This is a genomic window from Pseudomonas sp. 21LCFQ010 (assembly GCF_024129905.1).
Lineage (GTDB): Bacteria > Pseudomonadota > Gammaproteobacteria > Pseudomonadales > Pseudomonadaceae > Aquipseudomonas.
The window spans coordinates 41,461-58,197 of record NZ_JAMYDZ010000001.1; the positions used below are offsets into that span (position 1 = coordinate 41,461).

A 16,737-nucleotide genomic window follows, 5' to 3' on the forward strand; every position below is an offset into this window, starting at 1 on the left:
TGATGTACATCAATGCAGTCAATGCCCCATCAACCAGTGTTGATGCGGGCCTGGCAGGCTCCATAACCCAAAACCAATCACCAGCAGGCCACCGGCGGTGCGCAGGCCACGGCGGCGCAGCAGTGCACGGGTGCGCTCGGCTGCTGCGCCGGTAAGCAGCAGTACCGGGCAGGTGCCCAGACCGAACGCCAGCATCAATGCGGCGCTGGTCAGTGCATTGCCCTGAATCGCCGCCCACAGCAGGACGCTGTACACCAGCCCGCATGGCAGCCAGCCCCATAGTGCACCCACCGCGGCGGCGCGGGGCAGGGTGCTGATCGGCAGCAAACGGCTGGCCAGCGGTTGCAGATGGCGCCACAGGCCACGGCCGAGGCGCTCGATGCGGGTCAGGCCGCTCCACCAGCCGGCCAGGTACAGGCCCATGGCAATTAACAACAGGGCGGCGATGACCCGCAGCACCATGGCCGCCGGGCCGTTGGCCACCGCGTGACCGAGCAGCCCGGTGAGCAGCCCGGCCAGGCCATAGCTGCTGATCCGTCCCAGGTTATAGGCCAGCAGCAGTGGCCAGCGCCGCGGGTTCGGGGCGGACAGGCTCAGCGCGCCCATTAGCCCGCCACACATACCGATGCAATGCCCGCCGCCGAGCAGCCCGAACATCACGGCCGAGCCCAGCAGGGCAAGGATTTCAGGCATGCCGGTCGCGGTCCTTGTCCTGTTGTTGGCGGATCGCGGCCTGGTGACCGGGGTCCTGATCGTCGAACAGGATGCTGTGCGCCGGGCTGTCGAGATCGTCGTACTGGCCGCTGTCCACCGCCCAGAAAAAAATCCAGATGGCCAAGGCGACCAGTAACAGCGCGGCGGGAATCATGATGTAGAGCGCAGGCATGTTTGCTCCGTGACCACAGGTGAATCGGAGGTGGCCGGCACGCGGCTCAGGCGCAGGGCATTGAGCACCACGGCCAGTGAACTGAGCGACATGCCGATGGCCGCCCACACCGGGGTGATCCAGCCCAGCGCGGCGAACGGCAGCATCAGGCCATTGTACAGCGCAGCCCACAGCAGGTTCTGGATGATGACTCGTTTGCTGCGCCGCGCCAGACGCAGGGCATCAACCAGCGTCTGCAACCGGTTGGACAGCAGTACGGCATCGGCGCTGGTCTTGGCCAGGTCGGTGGCCGAACCCATGGCGATGCTGATATCGGCGGCGGCCAGCACCGGCACGTCGTTGACCCCGTCACCGAGCATCAGCACCTTGCGACCTTGCTGATGCAGGCTGTGCAGCACGGCGAGTTTGTCAGCCGGGCGCAGACCGCCCTGATATTGATCGATCCCCAGCTCAGTGGCCACGCTGGCGACCATCGGTGAGCTGTCGCCCGACAACAGCAGGGTTTTCCAGCCCCGTGCCCGGCAGGCATTGAGCAACGCCGGGGCATCGCGGCGCAGGCGATCGTCGAGCACCAGCCAGGCCAGCGGCCCGTGTTGGTCGCCCAGCAGCAGCCATTGCCCGGCTTGATCAGGCATGGGCGGCGCCGTATGGCCGCTCAGGGCGCAGACAAACGCGGCTTGGCCGATGCGCAGGGTGCGGCCGTCGACCTGGCCTTCCAGACCCATTCCGGCATGGGCCTGGGTGTGCGTGGCGCGTTGCGTGGCAGGTCCGAAGGCGCGGGCGATGGGGTGTTCGGAGCGGCTTTCCAGCGCAGCCGCCAGTGCCAGGCAGGTATCGGCATCCAGGGCTGCAAGCGGCAAGACACGGCGCAGTTGCAGGCGACCTTCGGTCAAGGTGCCGGTCTTGTCGAAAATCACGGTGTCGACTTGCTCCAGTGCTTCGAGCACGTGGCCACGGGTCACCAGCAAGCCCAGGCTGTGCAGGCTGCCGGTGGCGGCGGTCAACGCGGTGGGGGTGGCCAGCGACAGTGCGCAGGGGCAGGTGGCAACCAGCATGGCCAGGACAATCCAGAAGGCGCGGTCGGCGTCCAGTTGCCACCACAACGCGCCGATCAGCACCGCCGCCACCAGCGAGATGACCAGAAAAACCTGTGCGGCGCGGTCGGCCAAGCGTGCCAGTCGGGGTTTTTCTGTCTGGGCGCGTTCCAGCAAACGGACGATGGCCGACAGCCGGGTGTTTTGGCCCAGCGCCCGCACCTGCACGGTCAGCGGGCTGTCGACGTTCAGCGTGCCCGCAGTGACCGCATCGCCGGGGTTACGGGGTTGCGGCAGGTACTCACCGGTCAGCAGTGATTCGTCGATGCTCGAATGCCCCTCGATGATCGTGCCGTCAGCGGGCAGCACCGCGCCGGGCAGTACCAGCACCTGGTCGTCAAGATGCAGTTCGCTGAGCAGAATGCGTTGCTGCTGGCCATCGGCAGTCAGGCGCAGGCATGACGCCGGCAGCAACCTGACCAGTTGCGTGGTGGCTGCGGCGGTGCGCTGCCGGGCGCGGCGCTCCAGATAGCGGCCAGAGAGCAGAAACAGCGCGAACATGCCTACGGCATCGAAGTACAGCTCGCCGCTGCCGGTGATGGCGGTCCAGATCCCTGCGCCGTAGGCCAGGCCGATGGCCAGCGACACCGATACGTCCATGCTCAATTGCCGGTTGCGCAGGTCACGCAGTGCACCGCTGAACAGTGGGGCGCAGCTATAGAACACGATCGGTGTGGTGAGAAACATCGCCACCCAGCGCAGGATGGTATGCATCCCGGCGCTGAGGTCGACATTGAACTCCGGCCAGGTCGCCATGGTTGCCATCATCGCCTGAAACCACAGCAGGCCGGCCACGCCAAGGCGGCGCAGGGCCTGGCGGTTTTCACGGGCCAACTGCTCACTGGCCTGGTCGGCTTGCCAGGGATGCGCGAGGTAGCCGATCAGGCGCAGCCGTTCGAGAATCTGGCTCAGCGGCAACTGCGCGGCGTCCCAGCTCAGGTGCAGACGATGTGTCGTCAGATTCAGCCGTGCGTGGGCAACGCCGGGCAGGCTGTGCAACTGGCGCTCGATCAGCCAGCCGCAGGCCGCGCAACTGATGCCCTCGACCAGCAGGGTGGTGTCGCTGAGTGGGCCGTCCTGGCGGACGAAGCCTTGCTGGACCTCGGGCCGGTCGTAGAGCCGCAGCTCATCGGCCAGCAGGTCGGGTAGTTGTTGCGGGTTGCTGGCCGCCGCGCTGCGGTGCTGGTAGTAGTGTTCCAGGCCGCTGGCCACGATGGTCTCGGCCACGGCCAGGCAGCCGGGGCAGCAGAACTGCCGAGGTTCGCCGAGCACTACTGTCGTGAAAGGGCGGGCGCCGGGCACTGGCAGGTCGCAGTGGTAGCAGGGTGTGGCGCAGGCTTGCTGGTCAGCCAGGCCGCCGTCTGCCACTGCATCTGACGCAGCGGGGTGGCTCAAGGTGCCGCCTGCAAAGGCTCGTCACCCAGGCTCAAAGTGCGCCCCTGGGCGATGAATTCCTCTTCGAACAACCGCCATGTACGGTTCTGCTCGCGGCCCAGCAGTTCAATAAAGCGCCGTCCCTGGACCTTGTCATCGAGCTGCCCGACATAACGGCCGGGCTCGGCCGTGCTGCGATTAAGCACCACATGACGGTCTTTGTCCGGCTGGGTTGGCGACAACAGGTTCAGCTCCAGCGTGGCGGGCAGGTGCTCGCCGCTCAGGCGCAGGTCCACTTCGCCGGTCAGTTCGTCCAGTTGCAGACTGGCGCGCAGCTTCAGGGCCACCGCCAGTTGTTCGCGCTCCAGCGAGCGGTTGATGCCCTTGCCGGCGTCGTAATAATTGTCGCTGACCAGATTGACCGGGTTATTCACCGCGATCACCACCATGCTCAGGCTCAGGGTCACCGAACAGGCCAGCAGGCCGATGATGAACCAGGGCCAGCGATGCCGGTACCAGGGGGCGACGGGGGAGGTGAGGTGCATGTCGAGTACTTCCTGTTAGCGAATCTGCGGGCCAATGAAACGGCTCTTGGCTTCGACGCGGCTGCTGTTGTCGTCGATATCCTGAAGGGTGAACGTCACCTCGTTGGTGGTCGACGGCATCTGCTCCGGAGCACTGGACAGCTCCACCGCCAGGCTCAGGCTTTCGCCGGCCGGCACCCGGATTTCCTGTTGACCCTGCAGGCGCAGGTCAGGCAGGCCGCTGGCTTGCAGCAGATAGCTGTGCGGTTTCTGGTCCTTGTTGAGGATTTTCAGGCTGTAGACGTTCTCGATCCGGCCTTGCGCGTTTTCACGATACAGCATGCGATCCTTGCTGACATCGAAGCCCACCAGCGGGCGCAACAGGAACGCGCTGACCAGCGCGCCGATCATCACCAGCAAGACCACGGCATAACCGATCAACCGGGGGCGCAGGGTCTTGGTGACCTGGCCGGACAGGTTGTGCTCGGTGGTGTAGCTGATCAACCCGCGCGGGTAGTTCATCTTGTCCATCACGTTGTCACAGGCGTCGATACAGGCCGCGCAACCAATGCATTCGATTTGCAGGCCGTCACGGATATCGATACCGGTCGGGCACACCTGCACGCACAAGGTACAGTCGATGCAGTCACCCAGGCCCTCGGCCTTGTGATCGGCCTGTTTGCGCCGCGGGCCGCGTTGCTCGCCACGGCGCGGGTCATAGGAGACGATCAGGGTGTCCTTGTCGAACATCACGCTCTGAAAGCGCGAGTACGGGCACATGTGGATGCACACCTGCTCACGCAGCCAGCCGGCGTTGCCGTAGGTGGCCAGGGTGAAGAACGCCACCCAGAAATACGCCCAGCCGTCGGCCTGGCCGGTCAGCAATTCGATGCACAGCTCACGGATTGGCGCGAAATAGCCGACAAAGGTCAGGCCGGTGGCAATGCCGATCAATAACCACAGGCTGTGCTTGGCGCCTTTGCGCAGCAGCTTGTTGGCACTCAGCGGCGCCTTGTCGAGCTTGATGCGTTGGTTGCGGTCGCCTTCGGTGACCTTCTCGCACCACATGAAAATCCAGGTCCACACGCTTTGCGGGCAGGTGTAGCCGCACCACACCCGGCCGGCATAGACGGTGATGAAAAACAGGCCAAAGGCCGCGACGATCAGGATACCCGACAGCAGGATGAAGTCCTGGGGCCAGAAGGTTGAACCAAAAATGTAGAACTTGCGCTCCGGCAGGTTCCACCACACCGCCTGGCGGCCGTTCCAGTCGAGCCATACGGTGCCGAAGTAGATCAGAAACAGCAGCGCACCACCGGCCATGCGCAGGTTGCGGAACAAACCCTTGAACGCCCGGGTATGGATCTTTTCACGGGCGGCGTACAGCTCGACGCTGTTGTTGCCCTTGTCAGGTGGCGGGGTAATGTCTTGAAGCGGTATCCGATGACTCATCGCAACGTCCCACGGCAGTACGAAAGTGCCCGGTTCAGGCCGGGTCGAGCAGTGCTTTCTTATGCCTCGATGATACGCCCGGACCTTGGCAGGGGCCTGCGACATTGGGTCGCTTTGCCCCCTTGTGGCGCCCTGTGCGGGTGACCTGGATCAATTGACACACTAAATAGACGAATAGCCGGGCCGATCTTCATGCCACTGGCTGCCCCATGGGTTGAGAACCGGCACGCGGCAATGCTGGAGATCCTGAGTGTTACGGGTCACCACCGTCAACCCATGAACCCGCGCGGTGGCGGCGATCAGGGCATCGCATTGCATTGGGGGGCGAGCTTGCCAACGAATACAGACATAGCGGATGCGGTGATCTCGCCGGCCCCTTCGCCAGCAAGCTGGCTCCCACCGGATCAGAGTCGTGCCGGCTACTTGAGCCCGACGCGGGAACGGTGTACTCAGAAAGTGGGCATGACACGGCTCCGGTGGGTGATCTGCTACGGCTCGGGTTTCTGCGACAAGCTATAAATATAAGCCGCCAACACATGCACCCGGTCATCACCCTGAGTCGCTTTCTGGGCCGGCATCTGTCCCTGGCGCCCATTGCGGATGCTCTCCTGCAACTGGGCAAAACTGGTGCCGTAGATAAACGCCTCAGGGTGCTTCAGGCCCGGCGCGCCGAGCAGCGGCTGGCCGTTGAGCTCAGGGCCATGACAGGCGATGCAGGTCGTGGCGTAGAGCTTCTGGCCGGCCAGCGGGTCGGCCTTGGCATCGGCCGGCAGCTCGCGGCCCAGGCCGGTGTACACATACGCCGCGACGTCTCTCACCCCTTGCTCGCCGAGCACCGCGCCCCAGGCCGGCATCACCGCCTGGCGACCATTGAGAATGCTGGTCTTGATCGATTGCGGATCGCCGCCCCAGCGCCAATGCTCGTCAGTCAGGTCGGGAAAACCGTAGGCGCCCTTGGCGTCAGAGCCGTGACACACAGAGCAGTTGGAGGCGAACAGGCGCGCACCCATTTGCAGTGCCTCGGGGTCTTTGGCGACGGCCTCGACCGGCATCGCGGCGAAGCGCGCAAAGGTTGGCGCATAACGCGCCTCGGCCTGCTGCATTTCCTTTTCCCACTCATGCACGCCGCTCCAGCCTTGCTGGCCGTCGGCGAAGCGCACTTTATTGTCGGCATCCAGCCATTGGTAGCCTGGCAAAAGCCCGCGCCAGTTGCCCAGGCCCGGATACAGCAGCAGGTAGATCAGCGAGAACACCAAGGTGGCGATGAACAGGTTGAACCACCAGCGCGGCAGCGGGTTGTCGTATTCCTCGATGCCGTCAAAGCTGTGTTTGAGGGTTTCATCGGTCTGATCCTGGCGCTCGCCCTTGCGGGTCGCCAGCAACAGCCAGGTCAGGCCCGCCAGGGTTGCGAGGGTCAGCAGGGTAACGTACAGGCTCCAGCCGCTGCTCATGCGTCGGGCTTCCGGCGGTCTGGGTCAAGGCTGTCGGGCTCGTCGGCGAACGGCAGCAGGGTCGCTTCGTCGAAGTCCTGTTTGCGTTTGGGACTGAACACCCAGAGCGCCAGGCCGATGAACGCCAACAGCACCACCAGCGTACCCAGGCCACGAATCATTCCGCTGTCCATGCGCTCACCTCTTGCTCTTGATCTGCACGCCCAGACCTTGCAGGTAGGCCACCAGGGCGTCCAGTTCGGTCTTGCCGGTCACGGCGGCCTGGGCACCGGCGATATCGGCATCGGTATACGGCACGCCCAGGCTGCGCAGGGCCTGCATCTTCTTTGCGGTCTGGCTGGCGTCCACCGGTTTATGGGCGAGGAACGGGTAGGCCGGCATCTTCGACTCGGGCACTACATCGCGCGGGTTGATCAGGTGAATGCGGTGCCACTCATCCGAGTAACGTGCGCCGACCCGCGCAAGATCCGGCCCGGTACGTTTGGAACCCCATAGAAACGGATGGTCCCACACGCTCTCACCGGCCACCGAGTAATGGCCGTAACGCTCGGTTTCAGCACGAAACGGGCGGATCATCTGCGAGTGACAGCCCACGCAACCGTTAGCGATATAGACGTCGCGGCCTTCGAGTTGCAGGGCGGTGTAGGGCTTCATGCCGTCCACCGGGGTGTTGACCGTGTCCTGGAAAAACAGCGGCACGATCTGGGTCAGACCGCCAATGCTGACCGCCAGCACCATCAACAGGGTCAGCAGCCCGACGTTTTTCTCGACGACTTCGTGCTTCATGACTGAGCACCTGACGCGGGTGCCTTTGACACCTGAATGCGCGCGGCCTCGGCGGCGGCCTGCGGGTCGGCGCCGCGTACGGTGAGCCAGGTGTTCCAGGCCATCAGCAGCATGCCGCTGGCGAACAGCGCGCCGCCGATCATCCGCACCACATAGCCGGGATGGCTGGCGACCACCGACTCGACGAAGGAAAAACTCAGGGTGCCGTCGGCATTCACTGCCCGCCACATCAGCCCCTGGGTAATGCCGTTGACCCACATGGCGGCGATGTAGAGCACCGTGCCGATGGTCGCCAGCCAGAAATGCGCGTGGATCAGACTGACGCTGTGCATCGCCGTGCGGCCAAACAGCCGCGGGATCATGTGATAGGTCGCGCCAATGGTAATCATCGCCACCCAGCCCAGCGCGCCGGCGTGTACGTGGCCGATGGTCCAGTCGGTGTAGTGCGACAGGGCGTTGACGGTCTTGATCGCCATCATCGGCCCTTCGAAGGTCGACATACCGTAGAACGCCAGCGACAGCACCAGAAAGCGCAGGATCGGATCGCTGCGCAACTTATGCCAGGCGCCGGACAGGGTCATCATGCCGTTGATCATCCCGCCCCAGCTCGGCACCAGCAGGATCACCGACATGACCATGCCCAGCGACTGTGCCCAGTCTGGCAGGGCGGTGTAGTGCAAATGATGTGGGCCGGCCCAGATGTACAGGGTGATCAGCGCCCAGAAGTGCACGATCGACAACCGGTACGAGTACACCGGGCGTTCAGCCTGCTTGGGCACGAAGTAATACATCATGCCGAGAAAACCGGTGGTGAGGAAAAAGCCCACCGCGTTGTGGCCGTACCACCACTGGATCATCGCGTCGGTGGCCCCGGCATAGATCGAGTATGACTTGAACAGGCTGACCGGTACGGCCAGGTGATTGACCACGTGCAGCATCAGGGTCACCACAATGAACGCACCGTAAAACCAGTTGGCGACATAAATATGCGGCGTGCGGCGACGCATCAGGGTGCCGAAAAATACAGTGGCGTATACCGCCCAGACCACCGCCAGCAAGATTGCGATGGGCCATTCCAGCTCGGCGTATTCCTTGGTCGTGGTGTAGCCCATCGGCAGGCTGATCAATGCTGCGACAATCACCGCCTGCCAGCCCCAGAAAGTAAAGGCCGCCAGCCGGTCGGACATCAGCCGTGTCTGGCAGGTGCGCTGCACCACGTAATAGGAGGTGCCAAACAGCGCACAGCCGCCGAAAGCGAAGATCACCAGGTTGGTGTGCAACGGCCGCAGCCGGCCGAAGGTCGTCCACTCCAGGTCGAGGTTCAATTGCGGCCAGACCAGTTGCGCGGCGATGAACACCCCGAGCCCCATGCCCACGATCCCCCAGACCACCGTCATGATGGCGAACTGGCGGACCACCTTGTAGTTGTAGGCGGTGCTATTCATTAAGGGGGTCAAAACTCCTGAAGAAACGACAACAAGGCAGCCGAACACCGCGACATTCGCAATGGACGAGCAGGGTGCTGGAAAATTCAACGCCGGCCAGCTTAATGCCTCGAATGCGGGGAGGGAAGCGCGCAGTGTGCGGCTAAATCGCGGGCAAAAAAAACGCACCCCGATCGGGGTGCGTCATTCTCACAAGAGACAGGGTTACAGGAGCCAGGGTCTCAGTGGGCGCCTGCCTGAGCCTGGGTCGCTGCGGTGGGTTTGGACAGGCTGTAGACATAGGCCGCCAGCAACTGCACTTTGTCGTTACCGAGCAGCTCAGCCTGCGCCGGCATATGACCCTGACGGCCCTGACGGATAGTCTGTTGCAGTTGCGCCAGGCTGGTGCCGTAGATAAAACCGCCTGGCTGGGTCAGGTCGGGCGCGCCCATCAGCGCCATGCCCTTGCCGCCCGCGCCGTGACAAGCCACGCAGGTAGTGCTGTACGCTTGCTGCCCGGCGGCCAGGTCAGCCTGATTGCCTTCCGGCAGTGGCAGCCCCGCCAGTGAGTGACGTACATAGGCTGCAACATTTTTTACGCCTTCTTCGCCCAGCACCGGCCCCCAGGCGGGCATCGCGGCGATGCGCCCGGCCATGATGCTGGCCTTGATGGTGTCGGCATTGCCGCCCCAGCGCCAGTTGTCGTCGGTCAGGTTTGGAAAACCGAAAGCCCCCTTGGCGTCGGAGCCGTGACACACCGAGCAGTTGGAGGCGAACAGCCGAGCGCCCATGCGCAGTGCCTGCGGGTCTTTGGCCACGTCCTCAAGCGGCATGGCGGCATAGCGGGCAAAGATCGGGCCGAACCTTGCGTCAGCCTGCTGCATCTCCTTCTGCCACTCGGCATCGCTGGTCCAGCCGTTTTCATAACCGGGCATGATGCCTTTCCAGTTGCCCAGGCCTGGGTAGAACACCAGGTAGATCAGCGCGAACACCAGGGTGCCGACAAACAGCTGAAACCACCAGCGTGGCAGCGGGTTGTCGTATTCCTCGATGCCATCGAAGCTGTGCCCCATGGTCTTGTCGGCGCCGTCGGCCGGCTGGCTTTTGCGGGTACCGATCAGCAACCAGGTCAGGCCAAACAGGCTGCCCAGGGTCAGCACGCTGATGTAGATACTCCAGAAGGTACTCATGGCTGGTTACTCCGCTCAACGGATTGTGCTTTATCGACTGGCGGCTGTGAGGCCAGGGGTTCGTCGGCAAAGGGCGCCATGCGCGCTTTGGCGAAGTCCTCGTTGCGGCGGCTGCTGCATACCCACAGCGACATGCCAAGGAACGCGATGGCCACCACCAGGGTGCCGAGCCCGCGCAGGTCTGCGATGTCCATGTTTCACCTCTTGCTCTTGATGGCGGTGCCCAGCACCTGCAGGTAGGCGACCAGCGCGTCCATTTCGGTCTTGCCCTTGAGGCTGGCCACGGCGCCTTCGATGTCGCTGTCGGTGTATGGCACGCCCAGCGTGCGCATGGCTTTTAGCTTGGCCACCGTGTCACGGCTGTCGACCGGGTGCTCCACCAGCCAGGGATAGGACGGCATCTTCGACTCCGGCACCACGTTGCGCGGGTTGTACAGGTGGGCACGGTGCCAGTCGTCCGAGTAACGGCCACCGACCCTGGCTAGGTCCGGGCCAGTGCGCTTGGAGCCCCACAGGAACGGGTGCTCCCAGACGCTTTCGCCGGCCACCGAGTAATGCCCGTAGCGTTCGGTTTCAGCGCGGAACGGGCGGATCATCTGCGAGTGGCAACCCACGCAGCCTTCACGGATATAGATGTCGCGGCCTTCGAGTTGCAGCGCGGTGTAGGGCTTCATGCCTTCGACCGGGGTGTTGACCACGTCCTGGAAGAACAGCGGCACGATCTGGGTCAGGCCGCCGATGCTGACGGCCAGCACCATCAGGATCATCAGCAGGGTGACGTTCTTTTCGATCACTTCATGTTTCATGGCGCTCTCCTCAGGCCATCTGCGCGGCAGATGCGATTTCGTCAGGCTGCGCGGCGCGCACCGTGCGCCAGGTGTTCCAGGCCATCAGCAACATGCCGCTGAAGAACACCGCACCGCCGACCAGCCGCACGATAAAGCCCGGATGGCTGGCCACCAGGGTTTCGACGAAGGAGTAGGTGAGCGTGCCGTCGTCGTTGATCGCCCGCCACATCAGGCCCTGAGCGATGCCGTTGACCCACATCGAGGCGATGTACAGCACGGTGCCGATGGTCGCCAGCCAGAAGTGCGCGTTGATCAAACCGATGCTGTGCATGGCCGGGCGGCCGAACAGGCGCGGGATCATGTGGTACATGGCACCGATGGAAATCATCGCTACCCAGCCCAGCGCCCCGGCGTGTACGTGGCCGATGGTCCAGTCGGTGTAGTGCGACAGGGCGTTGACGGTCTTGATCGCCATCATCGGCCCTTCAAAGGTCGACATGCCGTAGAACGCCAGCGACACCACCAGAAAGCGCAGGATCGGGTCGCTGCGCAACTTATGCCAGGCGCCGGACAAGGTCATCATGCCGTTGATCATTCCGCCCCAGCTCGGTGCCAGCAGCACCAGCGACATGATCATGCCCAGCGACTGCGCCCAGTCTGGCAGCGCGGTGTAGTGCAGGTGATGAGGGCCGGCCCAGATGTACAGGGTGATCAGCGCCCAGAAGTGCACGATCGACAACCGGTAGGAATACACCGGACGTTCGGCCTGCTTGGGCACGAAGTAATACATCATGCCCAGAAAACCTGCGGTGAGGAAAAAGCCCACGGCGTTGTGGCCGTACCACCACTGGATCATCGCGTCGGTGGCGCCGGCGTAGATCGAGTAGGACTTGGTCAGGCTGACCGGCAGTTCCAGGTTGTTGACGATGTGCAGGATCGCCACGGTCAGGATAAAACCGCCGAAGAACCAGTTGCCCACATAGATGTGTTTGGTCTTGCGCGTGGCCAGGGTGCCGAAGAACACCACGGCGTACGCGACCCAGACAATGGTGATCAGAATGTCGATCGGCCATTCCAGCTCGGCGTATTCCTTGGAAGAGGTGTAGCCCAGCGGCAGGGTAATGGCCGCCAGCACGATCACCAGTTGCCAGCCCCAGAAGGTGAACGCTGCCAGTTTGGGCATGAACAGCGGCGTCTGGCAGGTGCGCTGCACCGAGTAATAGGAGCTGGCGAACAGCGCGCAGCCGCCGAAGGCGAAGATCACGGCGTTGGTGTGCAACGGTCGCAGGCGCCCGAAGCTGGTCCATGGCAGATCAAAGTTCAACTCTGGCCAGACAAGCTGTGCAGCCAGAAAAACGCCTAACCCCATCCCGACAATTCCCCAGACCACCGTCATAATGGCGAACTGGCGAACCACCTGATAGTGATAGGCAGAGCGGTGTGTTGTATTCATTTTTAGCGGTATCCCATCCAGCGTGGTCGGAGCCAGCGCCCTACGGTCCAAAGGTGTTGGCAGACTCATCAGAAGCGAGGCAAGCATGGGTAATGGGCTAATTGCCTGTATTGACAGGGATCAATGCGCACAATGGGCGCATGACCAGGGCTGGTTATGGACCAGGGGGGCGGTCATCGACGGGCAGACGCCGCCGACCCTGATCCTGGCGCATGGCGCTGGTGCGCCCATGGATAGCGAATTTATGAGCGAAATGAGCCGATACCTGGCAGAACTGGGGGTGAACGTGCTGCGTTTCGAGTTCCCCTACATGGCTCAGCGGCGGCTCGGAGGCAGCAAAAGGCCACCTAACCCGCAAGGCCAACTGCTTGATGTCTGGCGTGGGGTGTATACCAGGGTGCGACTTCATGTCGCTGGGCGTCTGGCCGTAGGCGGCAAGTCGATGGGCGGGCGGATGGCCAGCCTGCTGGCCGATGAGCTGCATGCCGATGCACTGGTGTGTCTGGGGTATCCGTTCTATGCAGTGGGCAAACCCGAGAAGCCCCGGGTTGCGCATCTGGCCGATCTGCAGACTCCGACCCTGATCGTGCAAGGCGAGCGTGATGCGCTGGGTAATAAAGACGCGGTGCAGGGTTATGCGTTGTCGGCCGCCATCGACGTGCATTGGTTGCCGACAGCGGACCACGACCTCAAGCCATTGAAAGCCAGCGGCCTGAGCCACGCCCAATGCTTGAGCGAAACGGCGCAACGCATTGCCCGATTCTTGCGCCGCTAACGTTGTGGCTCAGCCTGCCACGGACACGGCAAATTGAAGCGCCCGCCACTGACCCGAAAGCCGAGCGCGGAAATCCCGAACTCGAATTCACCCTGCAAGTGGCGGTGTTCCCGATCAACCCTCTGTAAGTTCAGGGTGCCACTTTGCAGATGCCGGGAGTGATAGATCCGGTTGCGGGCGTTGGGCGTGTCGTTATAGACCACCTGGATTTTCGGGTTGCCTACCAGGGCGTGGTGGCCCGGCTGCAGATCGTGGTCCAGATAAAGACCAATACTGACGCGCATTCGGCCGGCTTTGCCTTTGGCGATGATCTTCCAGATCCAGTGGCCGCTGGGTTGGGACAGTTCCGGGCGCAAGGTCAGGCAGCCGAGCAGCGCGTCGATATGGACCGGCGTGCCATTGACACAAACACGGAAAAGCTCAGGGTTGATAACCGGCGGGACATTACCGGGGTGGCGGGTACAGAGTTCGGGCATGGTATGCATCATGGCAATAATAAAGACGAACAAAAGGGCGCTACCTAGTCGGTAGCGCCTTGCTGTGGTGTGAGTAGCGGTCAGCGCAGGCCAACCCCCAGCGCGGGTTTATGGTGCAGCAGGTTGGTTTCTGTACCGGTCACCAGGTTTTTCAGGAAGAACCACTGCCAGCCCGCCAGGTTCTGTTGGGCGACGGTTGACGACCAGTACAAGGCGTTGCCCATCGGCCAGCGACTGCCATAGGCAGTGTGCAACTCCCGCAATTCATGGATCGAACACAGCCGTGCGCCCAGTTGAGTGGCCGCCGCGACAACCGTGGCAACGCTGCCGTTGCCCAAGCCCAGCGCATGAATCACCCCGGTCACGGTAACCTGATAGCTGAGTTTTTCTCCGCGGCTGTCGGTTGCCGTGATATGTGCGATGCCTTTGCCACGGACGGTCACCAACCCGTTGCCATCGACCTTGGCCACCAACGGATTGCTGGTGCTATAGGTGTAAGGCGCCTGGCCGCCACTGGCGGTACGCTGAACCGTCGTGCCCGCCGGCATATTCGGCAGCAGGTCGGGCGTGCCGGGTAGCAGGTACACCTTGCCGTCCAGCGTCACCGGCCGGGTGTCCAGGCTCAAGCCTTGACGAACGGTCAGCCACAACGGTGCCGAGCTCTGCGGGCGACCGGCCCGGGTGACGGTATAGCCCAGGGTTGCCGTGCTGCCTATACTGGCCAGGATCAGCGCTTTGGGCAGCTTGAACAACAACTCAGGCTGGTTGCCGACACTTTGCTCGGGCGTGTCCTGATGCACCGCACCGCGCCAGTTGACCACCACCCGGTCATCACTGCTCATACCCGGATAGCGCACCCGCACCGTGGCGCCCGACTCAGGGATGCGCGCCGGGTCCACCACACCGTCGGCCCCGACAGTGTCCATGCTCGGGGCCGGCAGGTCATCGAGCCGGTCGAGAATATGCAGGTTAAGGGTTTCGGAAGTCTGAACCTGGCCATTGACCCGGTTCACGGTGTAGGCAATGGCCACAGTCTGACCGGCATTGGCGATGACCAAGGCATAGGCGAACAGCAACGCCAGCGGCTTGCCGGCCTCGTCCTGAGCAATGGTTTTTTCCTTGCTGTCACTGCCCTTGGGGCCTTGCCAGGTCATGGTTACCCGGTCACCGACTCGCAAGTCGGCACTGGCTGCGACCTGGGCAGTGGCACCGTAAGGCGCAAGGGCGGGGTCGAGCTGGTTGCCTTGTGCTTCTTTTACTGTTGGGGTGGGCAATGGGGCAGGCGCCGTTTGCCGAATGCTGATCCGTTGCTTGACCGATGCCGATGTCCGACCGCCGCGCTGCACGTCATACCAGACGTCGATGCTGCCATTGAGGTTGGCGATAACGAAGCTGCGTGGCACCCTGAAGATGACCTCTTTGTTCACGGTACCGCTGTTGATCACCGTGTAAGTGTTATAGCTGCCATCCGCATTGCGGCCATCCCAGTGCACCGCGACCCGGTCGCCCACCGCCATGGCCTGATAAGGCAGCACCCTGACCACGGCTTCAAGCACCACGTCGTCCGGGTCAAGCACGCCCTCTTCATTGACCTTATCCACCTGCGGGGCGGGCAACAGATCGTTGTGATCGGTGTCGACCAGCAGATGCAGGACAGGAGACTTGAAAAATTCCTTGGCAAAGGTGCTGACGGTGTAATTGACTTCCAGCGTCCCCCCGGCCAGCGTGATGACTTTCTCATCCGGGATCAGGAATTCCAGAGTCTTGCCGACATCCGCCTGATTGAGATTTTTGACTTCTTCGTGAACCACCGTAGACCCACTGGCGGTCTTACCCCTCCATACCAGCGTCACATCATGTCCATCGGCCATGAAATGGTAGGCCGGAACCTGAGCGATCACCTTGCGCAAGGTTGGATCCAGCAAACCGTTCACCGCAGCAGGAACGACTGGCAGCGCCAACTCCTGCGCACGGCCCAGGATGCTTAGCGGCAAGCTCTTGGAGCGCAGTTGCTCGCCGGATGCTTTTCTCACCACATACTTCAGCCGCGCACGACCCTGAGCAATCGGCTGAAACTGTTCATTGGGGATCAAAAATTCGACAAAGCTGCCCGGAATGCTGACCTGCCTTGTATCGGTATAAGGCTGCAGTGCAATACCCTCGGCAGTATTACGTTCGACAGTGAACTGGATGATGTCGCCAATGCCGATGTTCGCATTGGCCAACACCAGCGCTTGAACGCCAGCACCGCCCAACTTATCCAGATCCAGTTCCATGTTCGGAGCCTGAGGCGCGATGGGGGCAGGCAGCGTCGAATTACCGGCCTCGGCCTCCACATAAGTTGGCAGTGAGAAGCGCGACCAGTTGTTCACCACATCACGAATGTCGTAGCGCACCACGATGTTTTCCGAGTCACCGGCTTCGATGACCACCTCACGGGGAATATCCACCACCACCGGAAGACCGACCTGCCCGAGTTGCAGCGCAGGCACACGCACTTGAAGGCCATGCCAGTAAACTGAAAGCAGATCGCCTTCACTCATGTTTTCCCATGGCAATACCGTGACCGAAACCCCGTCTGGCGAGATGATAACGCCTGGGGGATTAACGGCAGGCTTGGGCAGTTTTTCGTTTTCGTAAGGCGATTCGGGGTCAGGGTCCCGACCGCCGGGGATGGAGAGTTTAACGGTGACGGTTTTGATGGGGGAGGGTTCAGGAATATTCGCAGGATAGGGCGTGTAGATGTATCTGACATGGGTGGTGCCTGACTGGATCCACCGTGGATCGACGTACAACGAGAAAATGCCATTGGTATTTGGTGCGTCAGGAGAGTGAATATAGCTATCCACCGGTAATTCACTATTTCCCCAAAAAAGATCGAGGCGATCTTGTTGGCTTAGAAGAAGGGGGCCGATGAGAACCTCAAGTGATTTTGACGGGTCGGCCACGTCAGTATCGCCGACACCTTCCGGATAATGACTCAGGATGTTCAGTTCGGGCAAGGCTCTTGTGGTATTCATAATGATTGGTCTTTATCGTTGAGGAAGAGGTGAGCTGAACTCAC

General features: G+C 62.3%; 16 protein-coding genes and 1 pseudogene. 1 reads left to right on the top strand and 16 read right to left on the bottom strand.

Going from position 1 to position 16,737, the window contains the following annotated elements:
• Window positions 1–18: 18 nt before the first annotated feature.
• The 14 genes and pseudogenes from NJC38_RS00170 to ccoN (NJC38_RS00235) form a co-directional block, all read right to left on the bottom strand.
• Window positions 19–693: a sulfite exporter TauE/SafE family protein gene (locus tag NJC38_RS00170; protein ID WP_045489844.1), complete on the bottom strand. Its 675-nt coding sequence runs from the start codon at window positions 691–693 to the stop codon at window positions 19–21.
• Window positions 686–886 carry a cbb3-type cytochrome oxidase assembly protein CcoS gene (gene ccoS / locus NJC38_RS00175; RefSeq protein ID WP_045489846.1) on the bottom strand — a complete coding sequence of 67 codons (201 nt, stop codon included), beginning with the start codon at window positions 884–886 and terminating at the stop codon, window positions 686–688. Before ccoS ends, NJC38_RS00170 begins: the two co-directional genes overlap by 8 nt.
• Window positions 865–3,333, bottom strand: a complete 2,469-nt coding sequence (locus NJC38_RS00180) for a heavy metal translocating P-type ATPase (protein ID WP_253111344.1) — start codon at window positions 3,331–3,333, stop codon at window positions 865–867. Before NJC38_RS00180 ends, ccoS begins: the two co-directional genes overlap by 22 nt.
• A 38-nt stretch (window positions 3,334–3,371) precedes the next feature.
• A complete protein-coding gene (locus NJC38_RS00185; protein WP_253110088.1) occupies window positions 3,372–3,899 on the bottom strand; it encodes a FixH family protein in 528 nt (175 codons plus the stop codon).
• Window positions 3,900–3,914: 15 nt separating this feature from the next.
• Complete coding sequence (gene ccoG / locus NJC38_RS00190; protein ID WP_253110119.1) at window positions 3,915–5,330, bottom strand: cytochrome c oxidase accessory protein CcoG; 1,416 nt, start codon at window positions 5,328–5,330, stop codon at window positions 3,915–3,917.
• Between the two features lie 162 nt (window positions 5,331–5,492).
• A pseudogene (locus tag NJC38_RS00195) lies at window positions 5,493–5,645 on the bottom strand (type II toxin-antitoxin system VapC family toxin); the annotation flags it as partial.
• Between the two features lie 173 nt (window positions 5,646–5,818).
• Window positions 5,819–6,781 (bottom strand): cytochrome-c oxidase, cbb3-type subunit III, encoded by a 963-nt coding sequence (gene ccoP, locus NJC38_RS00200; RefSeq protein ID WP_253110138.1) that lies wholly within the window; start codon window positions 6,779–6,781, stop codon window positions 5,819–5,821.
• A complete protein-coding gene (locus NJC38_RS00205; RefSeq protein ID WP_253110141.1) occupies window positions 6,778–6,954 on the bottom strand; it encodes a cbb3-type cytochrome c oxidase subunit 3 in 177 nt (58 codons plus the stop codon). The genes ccoP (NJC38_RS00200) and NJC38_RS00205 overlap by 4 nt, the downstream gene beginning before the upstream one ends.
• Before the next feature lie 4 nt (window positions 6,955–6,958).
• The gene (ccoO, locus tag NJC38_RS00210; protein WP_253110144.1) at window positions 6,959–7,567 is read right to left on the bottom strand and encodes a cytochrome-c oxidase, cbb3-type subunit II; all 609 of its coding nucleotides are present in this window, start codon (window positions 7,565–7,567) and stop codon (window positions 6,959–6,961) included.
• Window positions 7,564–9,012 carry a cytochrome-c oxidase, cbb3-type subunit I gene (ccoN, locus tag NJC38_RS00215; RefSeq protein WP_162484336.1) on the bottom strand — a complete coding sequence of 483 codons (1,449 nt, stop codon included), beginning with the start codon at window positions 9,010–9,012 and terminating at the stop codon, window positions 7,564–7,566. The genes ccoO (NJC38_RS00210) and ccoN (NJC38_RS00215) overlap by 4 nt, the downstream gene beginning before the upstream one ends.
• Window positions 9,013–9,233: 221 nt before the next feature.
• Window positions 9,234–10,181, bottom strand: coding sequence for a cytochrome-c oxidase, cbb3-type subunit III (gene ccoP / locus NJC38_RS00220; protein WP_045489860.1), 948 nt, complete (start codon window positions 10,179–10,181; stop codon window positions 9,234–9,236).
• Window positions 10,178–10,375 (bottom strand): cbb3-type cytochrome c oxidase subunit 3, encoded by a 198-nt coding sequence (locus NJC38_RS00225; protein ID WP_045489862.1) that lies wholly within the window; start codon window positions 10,373–10,375, stop codon window positions 10,178–10,180. Before NJC38_RS00225 ends, ccoP (NJC38_RS00220) begins: the two co-directional genes overlap by 4 nt.
• 3 nt (window positions 10,376–10,378) lie before the next feature.
• Entirely contained in the window at window positions 10,379–10,987 is a 609-nt protein-coding gene (ccoO, locus tag NJC38_RS00230; protein WP_045489864.1) for a cytochrome-c oxidase, cbb3-type subunit II, read from the bottom strand.
• Window positions 10,988–10,997: 10 nt separating this feature from the next.
• Window positions 10,998–12,422 carry a cytochrome-c oxidase, cbb3-type subunit I gene (gene ccoN / locus NJC38_RS00235; protein WP_045489866.1) on the bottom strand — a complete coding sequence of 475 codons (1,425 nt, stop codon included), beginning with the start codon at window positions 12,420–12,422 and terminating at the stop codon, window positions 10,998–11,000.
• A gap of 85 nt (window positions 12,423–12,507) precedes the next feature.
• Here ccoN (NJC38_RS00235) and NJC38_RS00240 point away from each other — a divergent pair, with 85 nt between their 5' ends.
• The gene (locus tag NJC38_RS00240; RefSeq protein WP_253110160.1) at window positions 12,508–13,197 is read left to right on the top strand and encodes an alpha/beta family hydrolase; all 690 of its coding nucleotides are present in this window, start codon (window positions 12,508–12,510) and stop codon (window positions 13,195–13,197) included.
• Here the strand turns inward: NJC38_RS00240 and NJC38_RS00245 are convergent.
• Both NJC38_RS00245 and NJC38_RS00250 read right to left on the bottom strand, forming a co-directional pair.
• A complete protein-coding gene (locus tag NJC38_RS00245; protein ID WP_253110163.1) occupies window positions 13,194–13,673 on the bottom strand; it encodes a hypothetical protein in 480 nt (159 codons plus the stop codon). The two genes, NJC38_RS00240 and NJC38_RS00245, sit on opposite strands and share 4 nt — an antisense overlap.
• Before the next feature lie 80 nt (window positions 13,674–13,753).
• Window positions 13,754–16,693: an Ig-like domain-containing protein gene (locus NJC38_RS00250; protein ID WP_253110179.1), complete on the bottom strand. Its 2,940-nt coding sequence runs from the start codon at window positions 16,691–16,693 to the stop codon at window positions 13,754–13,756.
• Window positions 16,694–16,737 lie beyond the last annotated feature (44 nt).